This is a genomic window from Streptomyces sp. NPDC051183 (assembly GCF_040682455.1).
Classification (GTDB): Bacteria; Actinomycetota; Actinomycetes; order Streptomycetales; family Streptomycetaceae; genus Streptomyces.
The window spans coordinates 26,067-42,934 of the sequence record NZ_JBFBBA010000016.1 but is presented as its reverse complement, the minus strand read 5'-3'; the positions used below and the strand labels follow the sequence as shown (position 1 = coordinate 42,934).

14 protein-coding genes are annotated in these 16,868 nt (G+C 72.4%); 5 read left to right on the top strand and 9 right to left on the bottom strand.

Annotation, left to right across the window (positions count from 1 at the left end):
• Positions 1–34: 34 nt before the first annotated feature.
• The 6 genes from whiA to AB0M99_RS16260 form a co-directional block, all read right to left on the bottom strand.
• The gene (whiA, locus tag AB0M99_RS16285; RefSeq protein ID WP_365920770.1) at positions 35–1,030 is read right to left on the bottom strand and encodes a DNA-binding protein WhiA; all 996 of its coding nucleotides are present in this window, start codon (positions 1,028–1,030) and stop codon (positions 35–37) included.
• Positions 1,021–2,091: a uridine diphosphate-N-acetylglucosamine-binding protein YvcK gene (gene yvcK, locus AB0M99_RS16280; protein ID WP_365920768.1), complete on the bottom strand. Its 1,071-nt coding sequence runs from the start codon at positions 2,089–2,091 to the stop codon at positions 1,021–1,023. Before yvcK ends, whiA begins: the two co-directional genes overlap by 10 nt.
• Positions 2,088–3,059: an RNase adapter RapZ gene (rapZ, locus tag AB0M99_RS16275; protein WP_365920765.1), complete on the bottom strand. Its 972-nt coding sequence runs from the start codon at positions 3,057–3,059 to the stop codon at positions 2,088–2,090. The genes yvcK and rapZ overlap by 4 nt, the downstream gene beginning before the upstream one ends.
• The gene (uvrC, locus tag AB0M99_RS16270; protein ID WP_365920764.1) at positions 3,056–5,074 is read right to left on the bottom strand and encodes an excinuclease ABC subunit UvrC; all 2,019 of its coding nucleotides are present in this window, start codon (positions 5,072–5,074) and stop codon (positions 3,056–3,058) included. Before uvrC ends, rapZ begins: the two co-directional genes overlap by 4 nt.
• 273 nt (positions 5,075–5,347) lie before the next feature.
• Entirely contained in the window at positions 5,348–6,190 is an 843-nt protein-coding gene (locus AB0M99_RS16265) for a hypothetical protein (RefSeq protein WP_365920762.1), read from the bottom strand.
• 5 nt (positions 6,191–6,195) lie between these two features.
• The gene (locus AB0M99_RS16260) at positions 6,196–6,786 is read right to left on the bottom strand and encodes a papain-like cysteine protease family protein (protein ID WP_365920760.1); all 591 of its coding nucleotides are present in this window, start codon (positions 6,784–6,786) and stop codon (positions 6,196–6,198) included.
• Positions 6,787–7,025: 239 nt separating this feature from the next.
• Between AB0M99_RS16260 and AB0M99_RS16255 the strand changes: the two genes are divergently transcribed.
• The gene (locus AB0M99_RS16255) at positions 7,026–7,970 is read left to right on the top strand and encodes a hypothetical protein (RefSeq protein ID WP_365920759.1); all 945 of its coding nucleotides are present in this window, start codon (positions 7,026–7,028) and stop codon (positions 7,968–7,970) included.
• 26 nt (positions 7,971–7,996) lie between these two features.
• Here the strand turns inward: AB0M99_RS16255 and AB0M99_RS16250 are convergent, their stop codons facing one another.
• The gene (locus tag AB0M99_RS16250; protein ID WP_365920758.1) at positions 7,997–8,428 is read right to left on the bottom strand and encodes a Rieske (2Fe-2S) protein; all 432 of its coding nucleotides are present in this window, start codon (positions 8,426–8,428) and stop codon (positions 7,997–7,999) included.
• Between the two features lie 74 nt (positions 8,429–8,502).
• On the opposite strand from AB0M99_RS16250, the gene AB0M99_RS16245 reads away from it, so the two are divergent.
• Both AB0M99_RS16245 and AB0M99_RS16240 read left to right on the top strand, forming a co-directional pair.
• Positions 8,503–9,399: a carbohydrate kinase gene (locus AB0M99_RS16245; protein ID WP_365920756.1), complete on the top strand. Its 897-nt coding sequence runs from the start codon at positions 8,503–8,505 to the stop codon at positions 9,397–9,399.
• A gap of 115 nt (positions 9,400–9,514) precedes the next feature.
• Positions 9,515–10,165, top strand: coding sequence for an NAD(P)H-binding protein (locus tag AB0M99_RS16240; protein ID WP_365920754.1), 651 nt, complete (start codon positions 9,515–9,517; stop codon positions 10,163–10,165).
• Between the two features lie 116 nt (positions 10,166–10,281).
• Here AB0M99_RS16240 and uvrA read toward each other — a convergent pair whose 3' ends face one another.
• Positions 10,282–13,248 carry an excinuclease ABC subunit UvrA gene (uvrA, locus tag AB0M99_RS16235; RefSeq protein WP_365920752.1) on the bottom strand — a complete coding sequence of 989 codons (2,967 nt, stop codon included), beginning with the start codon at positions 13,246–13,248 and terminating at the stop codon, positions 10,282–10,284.
• A 187-nt stretch (positions 13,249–13,435) separates the two neighbouring features.
• Between uvrA and AB0M99_RS16230 the strand changes: the two genes are divergently transcribed.
• Positions 13,436–14,146, top strand: a complete 711-nt coding sequence (locus AB0M99_RS16230) for a maleylpyruvate isomerase family mycothiol-dependent enzyme (RefSeq protein ID WP_365920750.1) — start codon at positions 13,436–13,438, stop codon at positions 14,144–14,146.
• Positions 14,147–14,155: 9 nt separating this feature from the next.
• The gene (locus AB0M99_RS16225) at positions 14,156–14,809 is read left to right on the top strand and encodes an MBL fold metallo-hydrolase (RefSeq protein WP_365920749.1); all 654 of its coding nucleotides are present in this window, start codon (positions 14,156–14,158) and stop codon (positions 14,807–14,809) included.
• Between the two features lie 208 nt (positions 14,810–15,017).
• On the opposite strand, the gene AB0M99_RS16220 is transcribed toward AB0M99_RS16225, so the two are convergent.
• A complete protein-coding gene (locus AB0M99_RS16220; protein ID WP_365920747.1) occupies positions 15,018–16,703 on the bottom strand; it encodes an alpha/beta hydrolase in 1,686 nt (561 codons plus the stop codon).
• Between the last annotated feature and the right edge of the window lie 165 nt (positions 16,704–16,868).

Genomic DNA, 16,868 nt, shown 5'->3' with positions numbered 1-16,868 from the left:
CGGACCCCTTCCGGTGTACGGCTCGCCGGACGGCCTATCCGGCCATGTTGTCGGCCATCTCCTCGCTGAGGTCGAGGTTCGACTCGGTGCCCGGGATACCGAGGTCCTGGGCCCGCTTGTCGGCCATCGCCAGCAGGCGGCGGATCCGGCCCGCGACCGCGTCCTTGGTCAGCGGCGGGTCGGCGAGCGCGCCCAGCTCCTCCAGGGAGGCCTGCTTGTGCTCCATGCGCAGCCGGCCGGCCGCGGCGAGGTGCTCGGGGACCTCTTCGCCGAGGATCTCCAGCGCGCGCTGGACCCGGGCTCCGGCGGCCACCGCGGCGCGCGCCGAGCGGCGCAGGTTGGCGTCGTCGAAGTTGGCGAGGCGGTTGGCGGTGGCGCGGACCTCGCGCCGCATCCGCCGCTCCTCCCAGGCCAGCACCGAGTCGTGGGCGCCGAGCCGGGTCAGCAGGGCGCCGATCGCGTCGCCGTCCCGTACGACGACCCGGTCCACGCCGCGGACCTCGCGGGCCTTGGCGGCGATGGAGAGGCGGCGGGCGGCGCCGACCAGCGCCAGGGCGGCCTCCGGGCCGGGGCAGGTGACCTCCAGGGAGGAGGAGCGGCCGGGCTCGGTGAGCGAGCCGTGGGCCAGGAAGGCCCCGCGCCAGGCCGCCTCGGCGTCACAGGTGGCCCCGGAGACCACCTGCGGGGGAAGTCCTCGGATGGGGCGGCCGCGGCCGTCCACCAGGCCCGTCTGGCGCGCCAGCTGGTCGCCGCCGGCGACGACCCGGACGACGTAGCGGTTGCCGCGGCGCAGTCCGCCGGGAGCCATGATCACCAGGTCCGAGGAGTGCCCGAAGATCTCCAGGATGTCCTTGCGCAGCCGGCGGGCCGCGATGCCCGCGTCCAGCTCCGCCTCGATGACGATCCGTCCGCTCACCAGGTGCAACCCGCCCGCGAACCGAAGGATCGCCGAGACCTCCGCCTTCCTGCAGCAGGTGCGGGTGACGGGCAGGCGGGCGATCTCATCCTTCACCGCGGGCGTCATCGCCATGGGCCGATCCTTCCATGCATCCGAAAAATACGGTCGTACGCGGCGGCGAGCAGCTCCGGATCATGCTTCGGAGAGCCGTCTTCCCTGGCCACGGGCGCCAGCTCGACCGCGGCACCGAACCGTTTTGCGGCATCGGCGAGGGACTCGCGGTCGGGCACGGCGGCCTCGTCGGCCAGCACCACGTCCAGGGCGAGTTTAGGGGCGTGTCGGGCCAAAACCTCCAAATGACGCTGCGGAGAGAAGCCCTCTGTTTCGCCGGGTTGCGGAGCGAGGTTCAGCGAGAGGACCCGCCGGGCCTTGGTCTCGACCAGCGCGTCGAGCAGTTGCGGCACCAGCAGGTGGGGGATCACCGAGGAGAACCAGGACCCCGGGCCGAGCACCACCCAGTCGGCGTCCAGCACCGCCGCGACGGCCTGCGGCACGGCCGGCGGGTCGCCGGGCACGACCTGTACGGAGAGCACCTCGCCGGGGGTGGTGGCCACGGTGGCCTGCCCCCGTACGGTGTCCACGTCCCCGGGGCGGGCCGGGTCGTGGCCCCTGACCAGGGCCTGGAGCTCCAGCGGCACCGCCGACATCGGCAGCACGCGTCCCTGGGCGCCGAGCAGCTTCCCGACCAGGTCGAGGGCCTGGACGGGGTCGCCGAGCTGTTCCCACAGGGCGACGATCAGCAGGTTTCCGACCGCGTGCCCGTGCAGGTCGCCCTCGGACTGGAAACGGTGCTGGATGACCCGGGCCCAGGTCTGGCCCCAGTCGTCGTCCCCGCACAGCGCGGCCAGCGCCTTGCGCAGGTCGCCGGGCGGCAGTACGCCGAGCTCCTCGCGCAGGCGTCCGCTGGAGCCGCCGTCGTCGGCGACGGTGACCACCGCGGTGAGGTCACCGGTGATCCGGCGCAGGGCGGCGAGGGAGGCCGAGAGCCCCATGCCGCCGCCCAGCGCCACGACCTTGGGTGCGACCACCTTGGGGGCCGCGCCGCGGCGCAGGCCGGTGCGGCCCACGCCGTCCTCGGCCCGGCCGGAGGTGAGCCGGCGCAGGCGGCGCAGCCTCAGGGTGCGTCCGGTCACTCGCGCCCCATGTCCCTGTGGACGACGACGGTCTCGACCCCTTCGGAGGCGAGGCGGGCGGCGAGCTTCTCGGACATGGCCACGCTGCGGTGCTTGCCGCCCGTACAGCCGACGGCGATGGTCACGTACCGCTTGCCCTCGCGGCGGTAGCCGGTGGCGATGAGCTGGAGCAGCTCGGTGTAGCGGTCGAGGAACTCCTTGGCGCCGGGCTGGCTGAAGACGTACCCCGACACCTCCTCGTTGAGCCCGGTGAAGGGGCGCAGCTCCGGGACCCAGTGCGGGTTGGGGATGAAGCGGCAGTCGACGACGAGGTCGGCGTCGACGGGGAGGCCGTACTTGTAGCCGAAGGACATGACGGTGGCCCGCAGCTCGGGCTCCTCGTCGCCCGCGAACTGGGCGTCCATCTTGGCGCGCAGCTCGTGCACGTTGAGGCTGGAGGTGTCGATGACCAGGTCGGCGTCTCCGCGCAGCTCGCGCAGCAGGTCGCGCTCGGCGGCGATGCCGTCGACGATGCGGCCGTCGCCCTGGAGGGGGTGCGGGCGGCGGACCGACTCGAAGCGGCGTACGAGCGCGTCGTCGGAGGACTCCAGGAAGACGATGCGCCGGGTGACGCCGCGGGCCTCCAGGTCGGAGAGGGACTCGCGCAGGGCGTCGAAGAACTGGCGGCCCCGGACGTCGACGACGACGGCGATGCGCGCCACGTTGCCCTGCGAGCGGGCCCCGAGCTCCACCATGGTGGGGATCAGCGCCGGCGGGAGGTTGTCGACGACGAACCAGCCGAGGTCCTCCAGGCACTTGGCCGCGGTGCTGCGGCCGGCCCCGGACATTCCGGAGATGATCACCAGCTCGGGGATGGCCGCCTCGGCGGTATCTCCGGGCTCCACTGTCAGGCCCGTACTCACCTGTGCTCCGTCTCGGTCGTGCTCGGTCTCGTGCTCGGTCACGTGCTCGGACTCGTGCTGGGTCATTGCTCGGTCCCCCGTTCGGACGATGCCCCCGCCGACGCGGGGATCTCATCCTCAATGATCTCCCCTGTCGCCGTGTTGACGGCAGGACCAGCGGGAACCGCCTGGGCGAGGGCCGCGGCCACGGTCTCGGCCGTCTTGCGGCCTATGCCCGGGACCTCGCAGATCTGGTCGATTGTCGCCTGTCTCAGCTTTTTCACCGAACCGAAGTGCTTGACCAGGGCCAGCTTGCGGCTCTCGCCGAGGCCGGGCACATCGTCCAGCGGGCCCGATTTCAAGCGCTTGCCGCGCTTGTTGCGCTGGTACTGGATCGCGAACCGGTGGGCTTCGTCACGCACCCGCTGGAGCAGGTAGAGGCCCTCGCTGGTGCGGGGCAGCACCACGGGGTCGTCCTCGCCGGGCAGCCAGACCTCCTCCAGCCGCTTGGCCAGGCCGCACACGGCCACGTCGTCCACGCCGAGCTCCTCCAGGGCCCGCTTGGCGGCGGCGACCTGCGGCTGTCCGCCGTCGACCACGACGAGCTGGGGCGGGTACGCGAAGCGCCTGGGGCGGCCGTCGTCCTCCTCCGGGGCCTCCGCACCGTCAGCGCCGTCTTCGGGTGACCACTCCCCCGTCTTCAGCTTCTCCTGGAGGTAGCGGCGGAAGCGCCGGGAGATCACCTCGTGCATGGAGCGGACGTCGTCCTGTCCCTCGAACGACTTGATCTGGAAGCGCCGGTACTCGCCCTTGCGGGCGAGGCCGTCCTCGAAGACGACCATGGAGGCCACCACGTCGTCGCCCTGGAGGTGGGAGATGTCGAAGCACTCGATGCGCAGCGGGGCGCTGTCCAGCTCCAGGGCCTCGGCGATCTCCTCCAGCGCCCGGGAGCGGGTGGTGAGGTCGCTGGCCCGCTTGGTCTTGTGCAGGACGAGGGACTGCTGGGCGTTGCGGTGGACGGTCTCCATCAGGGCCTTCTTGTCCCCGCGCTGCGGCACGCGCAGGCTGACCTGGGAGCCGCGGCGCTCGGCCAGCCACTCGGTGAGGGCCGGGGTGTCCTCCGGGAGCGCCGGGACCAGCACCTCCTTGGGGACGGCCTCGCCCTTCTCCTCGCCGTACAGCTGCTGGAGGGCGTGCTCGACGAGCCCGGCGGTGTCGACGGCCTCGACCTTGTCGGTGACCCAGCCGCGCTGGCCGCGGACCCGGCCGCCGCGTACGTGGAAGATCTGCACGGCGGCTTCGAGCTCGTCCTCGGCGACCGCGATCAGGTCGGCGTCGGTGGCGTCGGCGAGGACGACGGCGTTCTTCTCCATGGCCCGGCGCAGGGCCCCTATGTCGTCGCGCAGCCGTGCGGCCTTCTCGTACTCCATGTCCTCGGCGGCCTCGCGCATCTGCGCTTCGAGGCGGGAGAGGTAGGTGCCGGTGCGCCCGGCCATGAAGTCGCAGAAGTCCTCGGCCAGTTCGCGGTGCTCCTCGGGGGTGACCCGGCCGACGCAGGGCGCGGAGCACTTGCCGATGTAGCCGAGCAGGCAGGGGCGGCCGATCTGGGCGGAGCGCTTGAACACCCCGGCGGAGCAGGTGCGTACGGGGAAGACGCGCAGCATCAGGTCGACGGTCTCGCGGATGGCCCAGGCGTGTCCGTAGGGGCCGAAGTAGCGCACGCCCTTCTTCTTGGGGCCGCGCATGACCTGGACTCGGGGGTACTGCTCGTTCATGGTCACGGCGAGGGAGGGGTAGCTCTTGTCGTCGCGGTACTTGACGTTGAACCGGGGGTCGAACTCCTTGATCCAGGAGTACTCCAGCTGGAGCGCCTCGACCTCGGTGGAGACGACCGTCCACTCGACGGACGCGGCCGTGGTCACCATCGTGGCGGTACGCGGGTGCAGCCCGGCGACGTCCTGGAAGTAGCTGGCCAGGCGTTGGCGCAGGCTCTTGGCCTTCCCGACGTAGATCACCCGTCGGTGCTCGTCGCGGAATTTGTAGACCCCCGGAGAGTCGGGGATCTGTCCAGGCTTCGGGCGGTAGCTGGAAGGGTCGGCCATGCCAACCACCCTACTGGCGGGGTGCGACAACCGGACCGTTCCCCGCCCCGCGGCGGCGGGAGTGCGTCCGGGGCGGGACGCACTCCCCGTGGGGTCGCGCGGCGCGGGCCCGGCCCCGTGGCGCGGGCCGGCCCGTGCGGTGGGGGCCGCGCGCTGCCGGCGGGCCGTCGTACCCCCCGCGCGGCGCCGGTGCGGACCGGCGCCGCGCGGCCTGACGGCCCGTGGGCGGGCGCCGGGGTCAGCGGCGCCCGCCCGTGGGGTGGGGCCCGGTGCTCAGCCCCCCGCCCGGGCCCGGCGCGACCTGCGCACCGCGAGGGTGCCCAGCGCCCCGAGGGCGAGCGCGCCGGCCGCGGCTGCGGCCGGCACGGGCACGGTCCCGTCGTCACCGGCTCCGCTCCCGGCCCCGGCCCCGACCGCCAGGGCCGCGCCCTCCGCACCGGTCTGCGGATCGGCGTAGCCGCCGGCCTTGCCGCCCTTGGCGTAGGCGGAGCCGGGCAGCTTGTCCCCGTAGGCCTTGGCGACCCGGGCCTGGTAGGCGGTCAGGGTCGTGCCCCGCTCGCCCACGGCCCGTACGGCGTCCTCGTCCAGCGGCAGCACGCGGCTGCCCTCGGCGACGTACCAGGCGTCGATCTGCGGCTCCCGGAACACGGTGCCGCCCGGGAGTTTGGCGGCGCCGAGCTGTGCGTAGCGGAACTCGTCGTCGCCGGTGGCTATGTTCACGACCTGCCAGCCCGCTTCGGTCCTGGCGGTCCACAGGGCGGCCTGCTGGCCGTCGGAGGAGACCGCCCTGCTGGCGAGGAACTCCAGGCGGGCGACACTCGCGCCGGGCTTGCCCGCGACGAAGTCCGGGGAGAGGTGGCTGACCGGGATCGCCTCGCCCTCGATACGGGGCTGCGCGGCGGCCAGGCCGACCTTGCCCTCACGGGCGAAGAAGCGGGACAGCGTGGCCAGGGTGCCGGGGGCGGTGGCCGCCTGTGCGGCCGCCGCCCGGGTCTCGGCGGTGGCGGACTGCGGCTGCGGCACGGGGGCGGCGAAGGCCTGCGGGGCGAGCGCCAGGACCGCGGTGGTGGCGAGGAGCACGGCTGCGGCGCGCGGCGTGCGAGGTGCGTGGGCCATGGCGGTCACGCCCCGATCCGGTAGAGCGAGTGGGTCCAGGAGAAGGTGCTGTTGTCCACGTACCAGGCGTGCGAGGCCCAGTTGTAGCGGTCGCTGGAGGGCCACGGGTCGCCCCAGTAGACCCAGCTGTTGGCGGTGTCGTAGCCGTAGACGACGTGCATGTGGCCGCCGCCGTTGGACCACTGGATGCGGGTCTCGATCGGGCGGTTGGCGTTGATCTCGGTCTGCACCGTGGAGTAGCGCAGCCAGCCGGTCACGTACGAACCGGAGTTGATGCCGGCCCAGTCCAGGGCGTTCTGGACGTTGCCGAGGGTGGCCTGGTTGTTGGGGCAGTCGTACCCCTGCTGACGGTTGAAGGCGGCGTTGCAGAACTGGTTCTGGGTGTAGTTGCGGCCGAACCAGGTGGCGATGGTGTTGCCGCCCGCGGCCCAGCACCAGTTGGTCTTCTGCTGCGCCTGCATGGTGATGTTCAGGCGCTTGGTCGCGAGGGCCGTGTCCGATCCGGCATCGGCGGCGGTGGCGGTGCCGGCGGACAGGGCGAGGAGCAGGGTGGTGAGGAAGGCGGCCAGGGTGAGCCGCCCGTTTCGGTTGCGCATCGCGTTCCTCCCGAGGTGGGGAGTGGGGGGTGGAGGACCGCGTCCGGACGCTGTGGAGGAGCATCGTGGTGTTGTCGCGAGCAGGTCAACAGGCTTCAATACGCCGTGACATTGCGGTGTGAACGGTGGGACTGCGATGTGAACGTCTGCCGTCCATTCACCTGGATCCACCCGGCCACGGGCGTCACCGCCGCACCCTCCCGCACCCTCGTGCGTGAACGTTCACAAGAGGAGCCGTCATGCGCCCGACCGGGAACCCCACGCCCGAGCTGGCCCACCTCCTGCGCGCCGGGCCCTTCCACCTCGCGCTCCGCGCCGCGCTCACCGCGCGCGGACTGCCCCTGCACCGGGTGCAGCACCGGCTCGCGGCCCGCGGCATCAAGGTCGGCGTGACGAGCCTCAGCTACTGGCAGCAGGGCGCCCGAAGACCCCGCCGCGCCGAGTCCCTGAAGGCCGTACAGGCACTGGAGCAGATCCTGGAACTGCCCGACGGCACCCTGCGACGGCTGCTCGCCGAGCCGCAGGACGCCGCCGCCGGGCCCCAGGCGGTCCGGCCGCCGGCCCGCTCGTACCGGGCGCTGATCAGCGTGGGCGCGGCCGTGGAGGAGCTGCTGGCCGGCATGGAACTGCCCGCCGACGGCGGCCTGCACACCGTCGGCCACCACGAGCGGGTACGGGTCGGGCCCGCCGGGGAACTCCTGGGCCACGAGTCGCAGCACGTCGTACGGGCCCACCGCGACGGGGTCGACCGGTACCTTGCCGTCCACCACGGCGACCCCGGCTGCGACCCGGCGCGGGTACGGGTGCGGGCCGACGAGAACTGCCGGACCGGACGCGTGCGCTGGCACCGCGAGGCCGAGGTGCTCGTCGCCGAGCTCCTCTTCGACGCCAGGCTGCGCGCGGGCGACACGTACGTCTTCGGCTACGGCTTCGAGGACGGCACCGGCGGCCGCAGCACCGAGTACGTGCGCGGCTTCAGCTACACCGGCGGGCAGTACGTGCTCCAGGTCCGCTTCGACGAGGCGGCGCTGCCGGTGCGGTGCCACCGCTTCAGCCGGACCGGGCCCGGCGCGCCGCGCGGGCAGCTCGCGGACCTGACCCCGAGCGGGCGGCACCGGACGGTGCACCTGGTCGAGCCGTGCGTGGGGCGCGGGATCCTCGGGATCGCCTGGGACTGGGAGTGAGCCCGGGCCCCCGCGGTGCTGCTGTACTAGCCCGCGACGAGCTTGCCGCCCTCGACCTTGACCGGGACCTCGGGCAGCGGGTCGGTGGCCGGGCCGCGCAGGACCTTGCCCGTCGTCACGTCGAAGCGGCTGCCGTGGCAGGGGCAGTTGCCCTCGCCCTCGACGATCTTGTCCAGGACGCAGCCCGCGTGCGTGCACTGGGCGCTGAAGGCCTTGTACTGGCCGGCTTCCTTGCAGCTGACGACGAGCTTGCGCTCCCGGAACAGCTTGGCACCGCCGACCGGGACCCCGGTCGCCGCGCCGAGCTCGACGGGCTCGGCGGGAACCGCCGGGGAGCCGTTGCCGCTGTTGGTCTCGGTGGAGCAGGCCGCGAGGGTCAGTCCGGCCCCGGCGGCCCCGGCGAGCGCGGCGGCGCCCTTGAGGACGGTACGGCGGGCGGCAGACGGCGACGCGGACATGGGGCTCCCTGGCTCTCGGCACGGTGTTCGGCCCACCCGACGATACCGGCGCCCGATGGGATACCTTCCCCCGCGTGATCGTCGTCGGCGGAGAAGCCCTGATCGACCTGGTGCCCGTGGCGCAGCCGCCGGGCGCGCTGCTGCCACGGCCGGGCGGCGGACCGTACAACACCGCGCTCGCCCTCGGCAGGCTCGGGGCGGAGGTCTCCTTCTGCTCCCGGGTCTCGGAGGACGGCTTCGGCGAGAGCCTGCTGGCCGGGCTGCGCGCGGCCGGGGTCGGCCTGTCGCTGGTGCAGCGCGGCCCGGAACCCACCACCCTCGCCGTGCCCTCGCTCGCCCCGGACGGCTCGGCCGCCTACGGCTTCTACGTCGAGGGCACGGCGGACCGGCTCTTCGAGCTGCCGGCCGCGCTGCCCGCCGGTGCACGCGCCCTCGCGCTCGGCACCTGTTCGCTCGTCCTGGAGCCCGGCGCGAGCGCGTACGAGGCCCTGCTGCGCCGGGAGTCCGGGCGCGGGCTGCTGACCCTGCTCGACCCCAACATCCGGCCCGCGCTGATCGCGGACCCCGCGGCGTACCGTTCCCGCTTCCTGGAGTGGCTGCCGTACGTGTCGGTGCTCAAGCTGTCGGAGGAGGACGCGGCGTGGCTGGGCGGCCGGGTCGGCGACTGGCTGGCGGCGGGCCCCTCGGCGGTGGTGCTCACCCGGGGTGCGGCGGGCCTGACGGTGTGGACGAGCGGCGGCGCGGAGCACTCCGTGGCGGCGCGCCGGGTGCCGGTGGCCGACACGATCGGCGCGGGCGACACGGTGAACGCGGCGCTGCTGCACCGGCTTTCGGCCCCGGCCGGGCGGGCGGGCTCCGCGGCCCCGGCGGACTCCGCGGACTGGCCCGACGTACTGGCCTACGCCGCCCACGCGGCCGCGCTGACGTGCACGCGTGCGGGCGCGGAGCCGCCGTACGCGGCGGAGCTCTGACGCTTCGACCCGTGCTCCACCGGGCCACGAGCGTCCGCCCGCACCCGCGGTGGCACCCTGAGGGAAAACGGGGCGAGCAACGGCTCACCCACCCCTCTGGTCCGGGAGCTCAGGGATGAAGATCACGGTGTTCGGAGCCACGGGCGGCGTCGGCCGCGAGGTCGTCCGGCAGGCGCTGACGGCGGGCCACGACGTGACGGCCGTGGTCCGCGACCCCGCACGGCTGGGCGTGCCGGCGCACGACCGGCTGGAGGTGGCCGTGGTGCCCGACCTCACGGACGCCGAGGCCCTGGTCCCGCTCCTGGCGGGCCGCGAGGCCGTGATCTCGGCACTGGGCGCGGGCACCAACAAGCAGGCCAAGCGCAGCCCGGTCACCGGTCCCGCGGTACGGGCCATCCTGGCGGCCATGGACCGGGCGGACGTGAGCCGCCTGGCGGTGGTCAGCGCGGCCCCCGTCGGCCCGGACGTCCCCAGCGACGGCGTGATCGCCAGGAAGGTGCTCCTGCCCGTCCTGCGGTGGTTCCTGAGCGACCTGTACGCGGACCTGGCGGTCATGGAGACGGCGATCGGCGCGAGCCGCGCCCGCTGGACGGTGATCCGCCCGCCGCGCCTGCTGAACAAGCCGCGCACCGGCAACTACCGCCGGGTGATCGGCGCCAACGTGCCGGACGCCCGCACCATCTCCCGCGCGGACGTCGCGGACGCCCTCCTGGTCACGCTGACGGACCCGGACACGACCCGCCAGGCAGTGGGCATCGCCTCCTGAGGCCCCCGCCCGGCCGAACCCGGCCCGGCGGCCCGGCGGCGCGGCAGCCGGCGCCGCAAACGGAGAGGGGCCCGGCCGCCAGGCCGAGCCCCTCCCGCGCCCGCTCAACGCAGCGTTCAGACCTTGCGGGCCCGCGCCGTCGTCTTCTTGGCCGGAGCCGCCTTCTTCGCGGCCGCCGCCTTCTTGGCCGGGGCCTTCTTCGCCGCGGTCCGCACCGGGGGCGCCCCCGCGTCGGAGATGCGGTCGGCCCCGAGGATGTCCCGGAGGAACTTGCCGGTGTGGCTTGCGCCGACCGAGGCGACCTGCTCGGGGGTGCCCTCCGCGACGACGAGCCCGCCGCCGTAACCGCCTTCGGGGCCCATGTCCACGACCCAGTCCGCCGTCTTGATGACATCGAGGTTGTGCTCGATGACGATCACGGTGTTCCCCTTGTCGACCAGGCCGGACAGCACCTTGATCAGCTTGGAGATGTCCTCGAAGTGCAGGCCGGTCGTCGGCTCGTCCAGGACGTAGACCGTCCGCCCCGTCGAGCGCTTCTGGAGCTCCGAGGCCAGCTTCACGCGCTGTGCCTCACCGCCCGACAGGGTCGGCGCCGACTGCCCGAGCCGCACGTACCCGAGGCCGACCTCGTTGAGGGTGCGCAGGTGACGGGCGATCGTCGGCACGGCCTCGAAGAAGTCCAGCGCCTCCTCGATCGGCATGTTCAGGACTTCCGCGATGGACTTGCCCTTGTAGTGGACCTCCAGCGTCTCCCGGTTGTACCGGTCGCCGTGGCACACCTCGCACGGGACGTAGACGTCCGGCAGGAAGTTCATCTCGATCTTGATCGTGCCGTCACCGGAGCAGTTCTCGCACCGGCCGCCCTTCACGTTGAAGGAGAAGCGGCCCGGCAGGTAGCCGCGCACCTTCGCCTCCATGGTCTCCGCGAAGAGCTTGCGCACGTGGTCGAAGACGCCGGTGTACGTCGCCGGGTTCGAGCGCGGGGTCCGGCCGATCGGCGACTGGTCGACATGCACGACCTTGTCGACGAGGTCGTCCCCGTCCACCCGCGTGTGCCGTCCCGGCACCGAGCGGGCGCCGTTCAGCTCGCGCGCCAGGTGCGTGTAGAGGATGTCGTTGACGAGCGTGGACTTGCCCGACCCCGACACGCCCGTGACGGCGGTGAGCACGCCCAGCGGGAAGGACACGTCGATGTCCCGCAGGTTGTTCTCCTTGGCGCCGTGCACGGTGAGCCTGCGGTCCCCGTTCACGGGACGGCGCACGTCCGGCAGCGGGATGGACCGCTTGCCCGACAGGTACTGGCCCGTCATCGACTCGGGGTTCTTCAGCAGGTCCTTCAGCGAACCGCTGTGCACGACCTTGCCGCCGTGCTCACCCGCGCCGGGGCCGATGTCCACGACCCAGTCGGCCACCTTGATGGTGTCCTCGTCGTGCTCGACCACGATCAGGGTGTTGCCCATGTCCCGCAGCCGCACCAGCGTCTCGATCAGCCGGTGGTTGTCCCGCTGGTGCAGGCCGATGGAGGGCTCGTCGAGGACGTACAGCACGCCCACGAGGCCGGAGCCGATCTGCGTGGCCAGCCGGATGCGCTGCGCCTCGCCGCCCGAGAGGGTGCCGGCGGCGCGGTTGAGCGAGAGGTAGTCCAGACCGACGTCGACGAGGAAGCGGAGCCGCTCGTTGACCTCCTTCAGGACCCGCTCGGCGATCTTCTTGTCGCGGGCGTCGAGGCGCATCTGCCCCAGGAAGTCCGCGCACTCGCTGATCGACATCGCGGCGACCTCGGCGATGGACTTCTCCATCACGGTCACGGCGAGCACGATCGGCTTGAGCCTGGTGCCCTCACAGGTCGGGCACGGCACCTCGCGCATGTAGCCCTCGAAGCGCTCGCGGCTGGCGTCGCTCTCGGACTCCGAGTGCCGGCGCTTGACGAACGGCACGGCGCCCTCGAAGGCCGTCGTGTACGCCCGCTCCCGCCCGTACCGGTTGCGGTAGCGGACCTCGATCTGCGTCTTGTGCCCGTAGAGCAGGGCCTTCTTCGCCCGGAGCGGCAGACCGGCCCACGCGATGTCCGTCCGGAAGCCGAGCTCCTGCGCGAGGGCGCCGACCAGCCGCTGGAAGTAGTCCTTGGTGTGGCCGAGCGACCACGGCGAGACCGCGCCCTCGTCCAGGGACTTGTCCTCGTCCGGGACGATCAGCTCCGGGTCCACCTCCATGCGCGTACCGATGCCGGTGCACTCGGGGCAGGCGCCGAAGGGCGAGTTGAAGGAGAAGGAGCGCGGCTCCAGCTCCTCGAAGGACAGGTCGTCGTACGGGCAGTAGAGGTGCTCGGAGTACATCCGCTCACGCTCGGGGTCGTCCTCGGCGAGGTCGACGAAGTCCAGGATCACCATGCCGCCCGACAGCCCGAGGGCGGTCTCCACCGAGTCGGTGAGCCGGCGCTTGGCGCCTTCCTTGACGGTGAGGCGGTCGATGACCACCTCGATGGTGTGCTTCTCCTGCTTCTTCAGGGTGGGCGGCTCGGAGAGCTGGATGGTCTCCCCGTCCACCCGCGCCCGGCTGTAGCCCTTGGTCTGCAGGTCGGCGAAGAGGTCCACGAACTCGCCCTTGCGCTCGCGCACGAGCGGCGAGAGCACCTGGAAGCGGCTGCCCTCGGGGAGTGCGAGCACCTTGTCGACGATCGCCTGCGGCGACTGCCGCGAGATCGGGCGGCGGCACTCGGGGCAGTGCGGCTTGCCGATGCGCGCGAAGAGCAGGCGGAGGTAGTCGTAGACCTCGGTGATGGTGCCCACGGTGGAGCGCGGGTTGCGCGAGGTGGACTTCTGGTCGATCGAGACGGCCGGGGAGAGGCCCTCGATGAAGTCCACGTCGGGCTTGTCCATCTGCCCGAGGAACTGGCGGGCGTACGAGGAGAGCGACTCGACGTACCGGCGCTGGCCCTCGGCGAAGATCGTGTCGAAGGCCAGGGAGGACTTGCCCGACCCGGAGAGTCCGGTGAAGACGATGAGGGAGTCGCGGGGCAGGTCGAGCGAGACGTTCTTGAGGTTGTGCTCGCGAGCGCCACGAACGATGAGACGGTCGGTCACGCCGGTCCGCACCTTTCTTGAGAGAGCGGGGGCACGGGCCCCCGTCCCAGGGTATGGGGGGCGCCTCTGCGATGGAGTTGGAGTCTGGACTTCCGAGCGTATAGCACGCACATTCGATTTACGGCACTCCGCAGACCGCTTCACCCGATCGTGTGGCCGCCCACTCGGGAACCACTAGGCTCGGACCATGAGTGATCATGTGCACGACCTGCGATCTGTACGTGAGGCCACGGAGCGACTGCTGACCGCGGCCGCGAAACTGGACAACGCCGCCCTGGCCGGTGGGTCACACCTGCCGGGATGGACCCGCGGCCACGTGCTGGCGCACCTCGCCCGCAACGCCGATGCCCTCGTCAACGTCTTCGAGGGGCGCCCGATGTACGAGAGCGCCGCCGCGCGTGACGCCGACATCGAGCGCGATGCCGGCCGGCCCCTGGAAGAACAACTGGCGGACGTCCGTGATTCCGCGGCCCGCTTCATGGCCACCACCGAGCCTCCCCAGGACTGGTCCCGCACGGTCGAGCTGCGCAACGGCATCACCGACCTCGCCTCCAACGTGCCGTTCCGCCGGCTCGTCGAGGTCGAGCTGCACCACGTCGACCTGAACGTCGGCTACGAGCTCGCCGACCTCCCCGGCGAGTTCACCGAGCGCGAGATCGTCTTCCTCGCCGACCGCTGGTCCGGCCGCCCCGAGGTGCCCCCGGTCACGCTGACCGCGCCCGCCGACGACACCGACGGCACCGACGAGCGCACCTGGCACACCGGCGGCCCCGAGGGCGCCCCCGTGGCCGTCACCGGCCCCGCCGACGAGCTCCTCGGCTGGCTCGCCGGCCGCGGCGCCAAGGGAGCCCGCCTGTCCGTCGAAGGCGGCCCCCTCCCCGCCCTCCCGGCGCTCTAGGATCGAGTCATGACGTACAGCGGAGCGGTCAGGGTCGGCGGTGCTGCCGACGTGCACGAACTCGCGGACCTGATGATTTCCAAGGTCGCGGTGGGCGCGATGAACAACAACGCCTACCTGCTGCGCTGCCGGGCCACCGGCGAGCAGCTGTTGATCGACGCGGCCGCCGAGGCGGACACGCTGCTCAACCTGATCGGTGACGACGGCATCGCGTCCGTCGTCACCACCCACCGGCACGGCGACCACTGGGGCGCGCTCCAGGAGGTCGTCGAGGCGACCGGCGCGCGGACCTACGCGGGCGCCCACGACGCCGAGGGCATCCCGGTGGCGACCGACGTGCTCGTCGCCGACGGCGACACGGTGCGCGTCGGGCGGGTCGGGCTGACCGCGCGCCACCTGGTCGGGCACACCCCCGGTTCGATCGCGCTCATCTACGACGACCCGCACGGGCACCCGCACGTGTTCACCGGCGACTGCCTCTTCCCGGGGGGCGTCGGCCGGACAACACAATCCGAGGAGTTCACCAGCCTGCTCGACGGGGTGGAGGCCAAGCTGTTCGGGGCGCTGCCGGATGAGACCTGGGTGTACCCGGGCCACGGCAACGACACCACCCTCGGCGCCGAGCGCCCCCATCTCGCGGAGTGGCGCGCCCGCGGCTGGTAACCATCTGACGACGAAGGATCCTGCACGGCCGGGCCGCACCCGGCCCCGGTGGTCCTCGTAATCCGCGATGAACCTCCCGAGGACTTTCGGGCCGGTCGGACTCGGCCGGCCCGAAAGGTGGGCCAGTCGAGCTCGGCCGCAAGGAAGACCGCGGCGCGCAGGATCTCGTTCGCCCGCTTCAGCTCACGGTTCTCCGCCCGCAGCCGGCCTACCTCTCCGACACCGCGGTGCTGGTCCCCGGGCGCTTCCCGGCGTCGGCCTGCGCCCGGCGGATCCACGAGCGCAGCGTCTCCGGAGCGTGGATCTCCCGCTTTCCGCCAACCGAGCAGAGGTGGAACATCAGCGCGCCGCAGGCCTCGACGATTCCGCGGCCCGGGCCGGAGCCAGCGGGCGGCTCGGCGGGGCCGAAGGGCGGGGCGTCCTGTCGGCAGGTGGCGCCGACGGGTGGCAGGGCGCCTGTGGTGAGGTAGCGCACGGCGTACCGGTTCACGCAGGCGCTCGGGTTGAGCAGAGCGGTGTGCCCGTAGCCTTCGAGGGTCAGCAGGCGCGCGTCGGCCAGTTCGCGGGTCATGGCCTCGGCCGACTGGTAGGGGGTTGCCGTGTCGTAGCGGGGATTGACGACCAGAATCGGGTGGGCGGTCCGCCTGTTCCACGGGCCGGTGTAGCGCTGGGCGGCCGTGGCCGGCCACTGCGCACACCACTCGTAGTCCCACACCCAGCGACGGCCGAGGTCTCCCGCGCGCGCGGCGGCGAAGGCGTCGAGTTCGGCGTAGCGGCTGAGTACACGGGGATTGGGGCTCTCGGAGCAGACGATCGCGGCCTCCTGCTCGGTCCCCGGATACTTCCCGGGCGGAAGGGGCGGGGCCGCCTGAGGAGCGCGACCCTGCCACAGTCGCTGGAGCATCTCGGCGGCGTCGGGCCAGCCCGGATCGATGATGTAGAGGGACTGGCGCAGATCCGACACGGTCTTGGCGTACGTCCACTCGCCCACGGGGCTTCGCCGGAGCCGTTGCATCAGGTCGTTGAACTTGGCGCGGGTCGCCTGGGGGCTGCCCGCCGAGAAGGCGCAGCCCGCGGTGGAGGTCTGACCGCACAGCGTGAGGAACTGTTGCAGGGTGTCGGCCGAGCCCAGGTCCGAGCCGATCCGCAACGAGGTGGTCTGCTGCGGCTCGCTGTCCATGGCGCCGTCGGCGTAGTTGCGGGGGTCGACGTTTCCGTCCAGGATCAGGCCGCCCACCTTGTCGGGGAAGAGGTTGGCGTAGACGGCGCCGAGGAACGTGCCGTACGAGACGCCCCAGTAGCGCAGTTGCCGGTCCCCCACCGCCTGGCGCAACCGGTCCAGATCGCGGGCGCTGTAGGGGGTGGAGACGTACGGCAGCAGCTGCGCGGCGTGCTGCTCGCAGCCTTTGGCCAGCTCCGCCCTCCCGGCGAACCAGTACTGCCGTTCCCTCTCGCCCACCGGGAATCCCGCGGGCCGCCGAGCCCAGAAGGCCGTGGCTTCCGCGGCGTCACGGAAACAGCGCACCGCGGTGCTGCGGCCCACGCCGCGAGGATCCCAGCTGACGATGTCGAAACGTTTGCGCAGATCGGCCGGGAAGTAGCGGTCGTACCAGGCCGGCAGCGCGTCCGTGCCCGGACCGCCGGGGCCGCCGGGGTTGAAGAACAGCGAGCTGATTCTCTCGGACGGGCTGGTCGCCTTGTGCCGGATCACGGCGAGTTCGATGGCTTCGCCCGCCGGACGGTCGTAGTCGAGCGGCACGTTCAGCGTCGCGCACTCGAATCCCTGCTGTGCCGGGTCCTGGCACGGCCGCCACTCCAGCGTCGCTGCTCCCCTGTACCCGCTGTCCCCACCGCGAACGGCCTGTGGCGGGACCATTCCGACGGTCAAGAGCACGCAGGGCAACAGATACCCGGCGCACCGCCCCGCTGTGACTCGCCAGCTCGATATGAAACGTGACACAGGCCCGTCCTCTCGCAGCCAAAGGCCGCCGCCCGTACGGGCGGCTTGGCAGACTCCCCCTTCACTCAACAAGCTCACGATCGGAATGGCACCCGCTGA

Coding starts and splice junctions, on each gene's coding strand:
- AB0M99_RS16225 (WP_365920749.1), top strand. CDS start 14,156: ATGACGTACAGCGGAGCGGTCAGGGTCGGCGGTGCTGCCGACGTGCAC.
- AB0M99_RS16260 (WP_365920760.1), bottom strand. CDS start 6,786: ATGCGCAACCGAAACGGGCGGCTCACCCTGGCCGCCTTCCTCACCACC.
- AB0M99_RS16265 (WP_365920762.1), bottom strand. CDS start 6,190: ATGGCCCACGCACCTCGCACGCCGCGCGCCGCAGCCGTGCTCCTCGCC.
- rapZ (WP_365920765.1), bottom strand. CDS start 3,059: ATGACCCAGCACGAGTCCGAGCACGTGACCGAGCACGAGACCGAGCAC.
- whiA (WP_365920770.1), bottom strand. CDS start 1,030: ATGGCGATGACGCCCGCGGTGAAGGATGAGATCGCCCGCCTGCCCGTC.
- AB0M99_RS16255 (WP_365920759.1), top strand. CDS start 7,026: ATGCGCCCGACCGGGAACCCCACGCCCGAGCTGGCCCACCTCCTGCGC.
- AB0M99_RS16250 (WP_365920758.1), bottom strand. CDS start 8,428: ATGTCCGCGTCGCCGTCTGCCGCCCGCCGTACCGTCCTCAAGGGCGCC.
- uvrC (WP_365920764.1), bottom strand. CDS start 5,074: ATGGCCGACCCTTCCAGCTACCGCCCGAAGCCTGGACAGATCCCCGAC.
- AB0M99_RS16230 (WP_365920750.1), top strand. CDS start 13,436: ATGAGTGATCATGTGCACGACCTGCGATCTGTACGTGAGGCCACGGAG.
- AB0M99_RS16240 (WP_365920754.1), top strand. CDS start 9,515: ATGAAGATCACGGTGTTCGGAGCCACGGGCGGCGTCGGCCGCGAGGTC.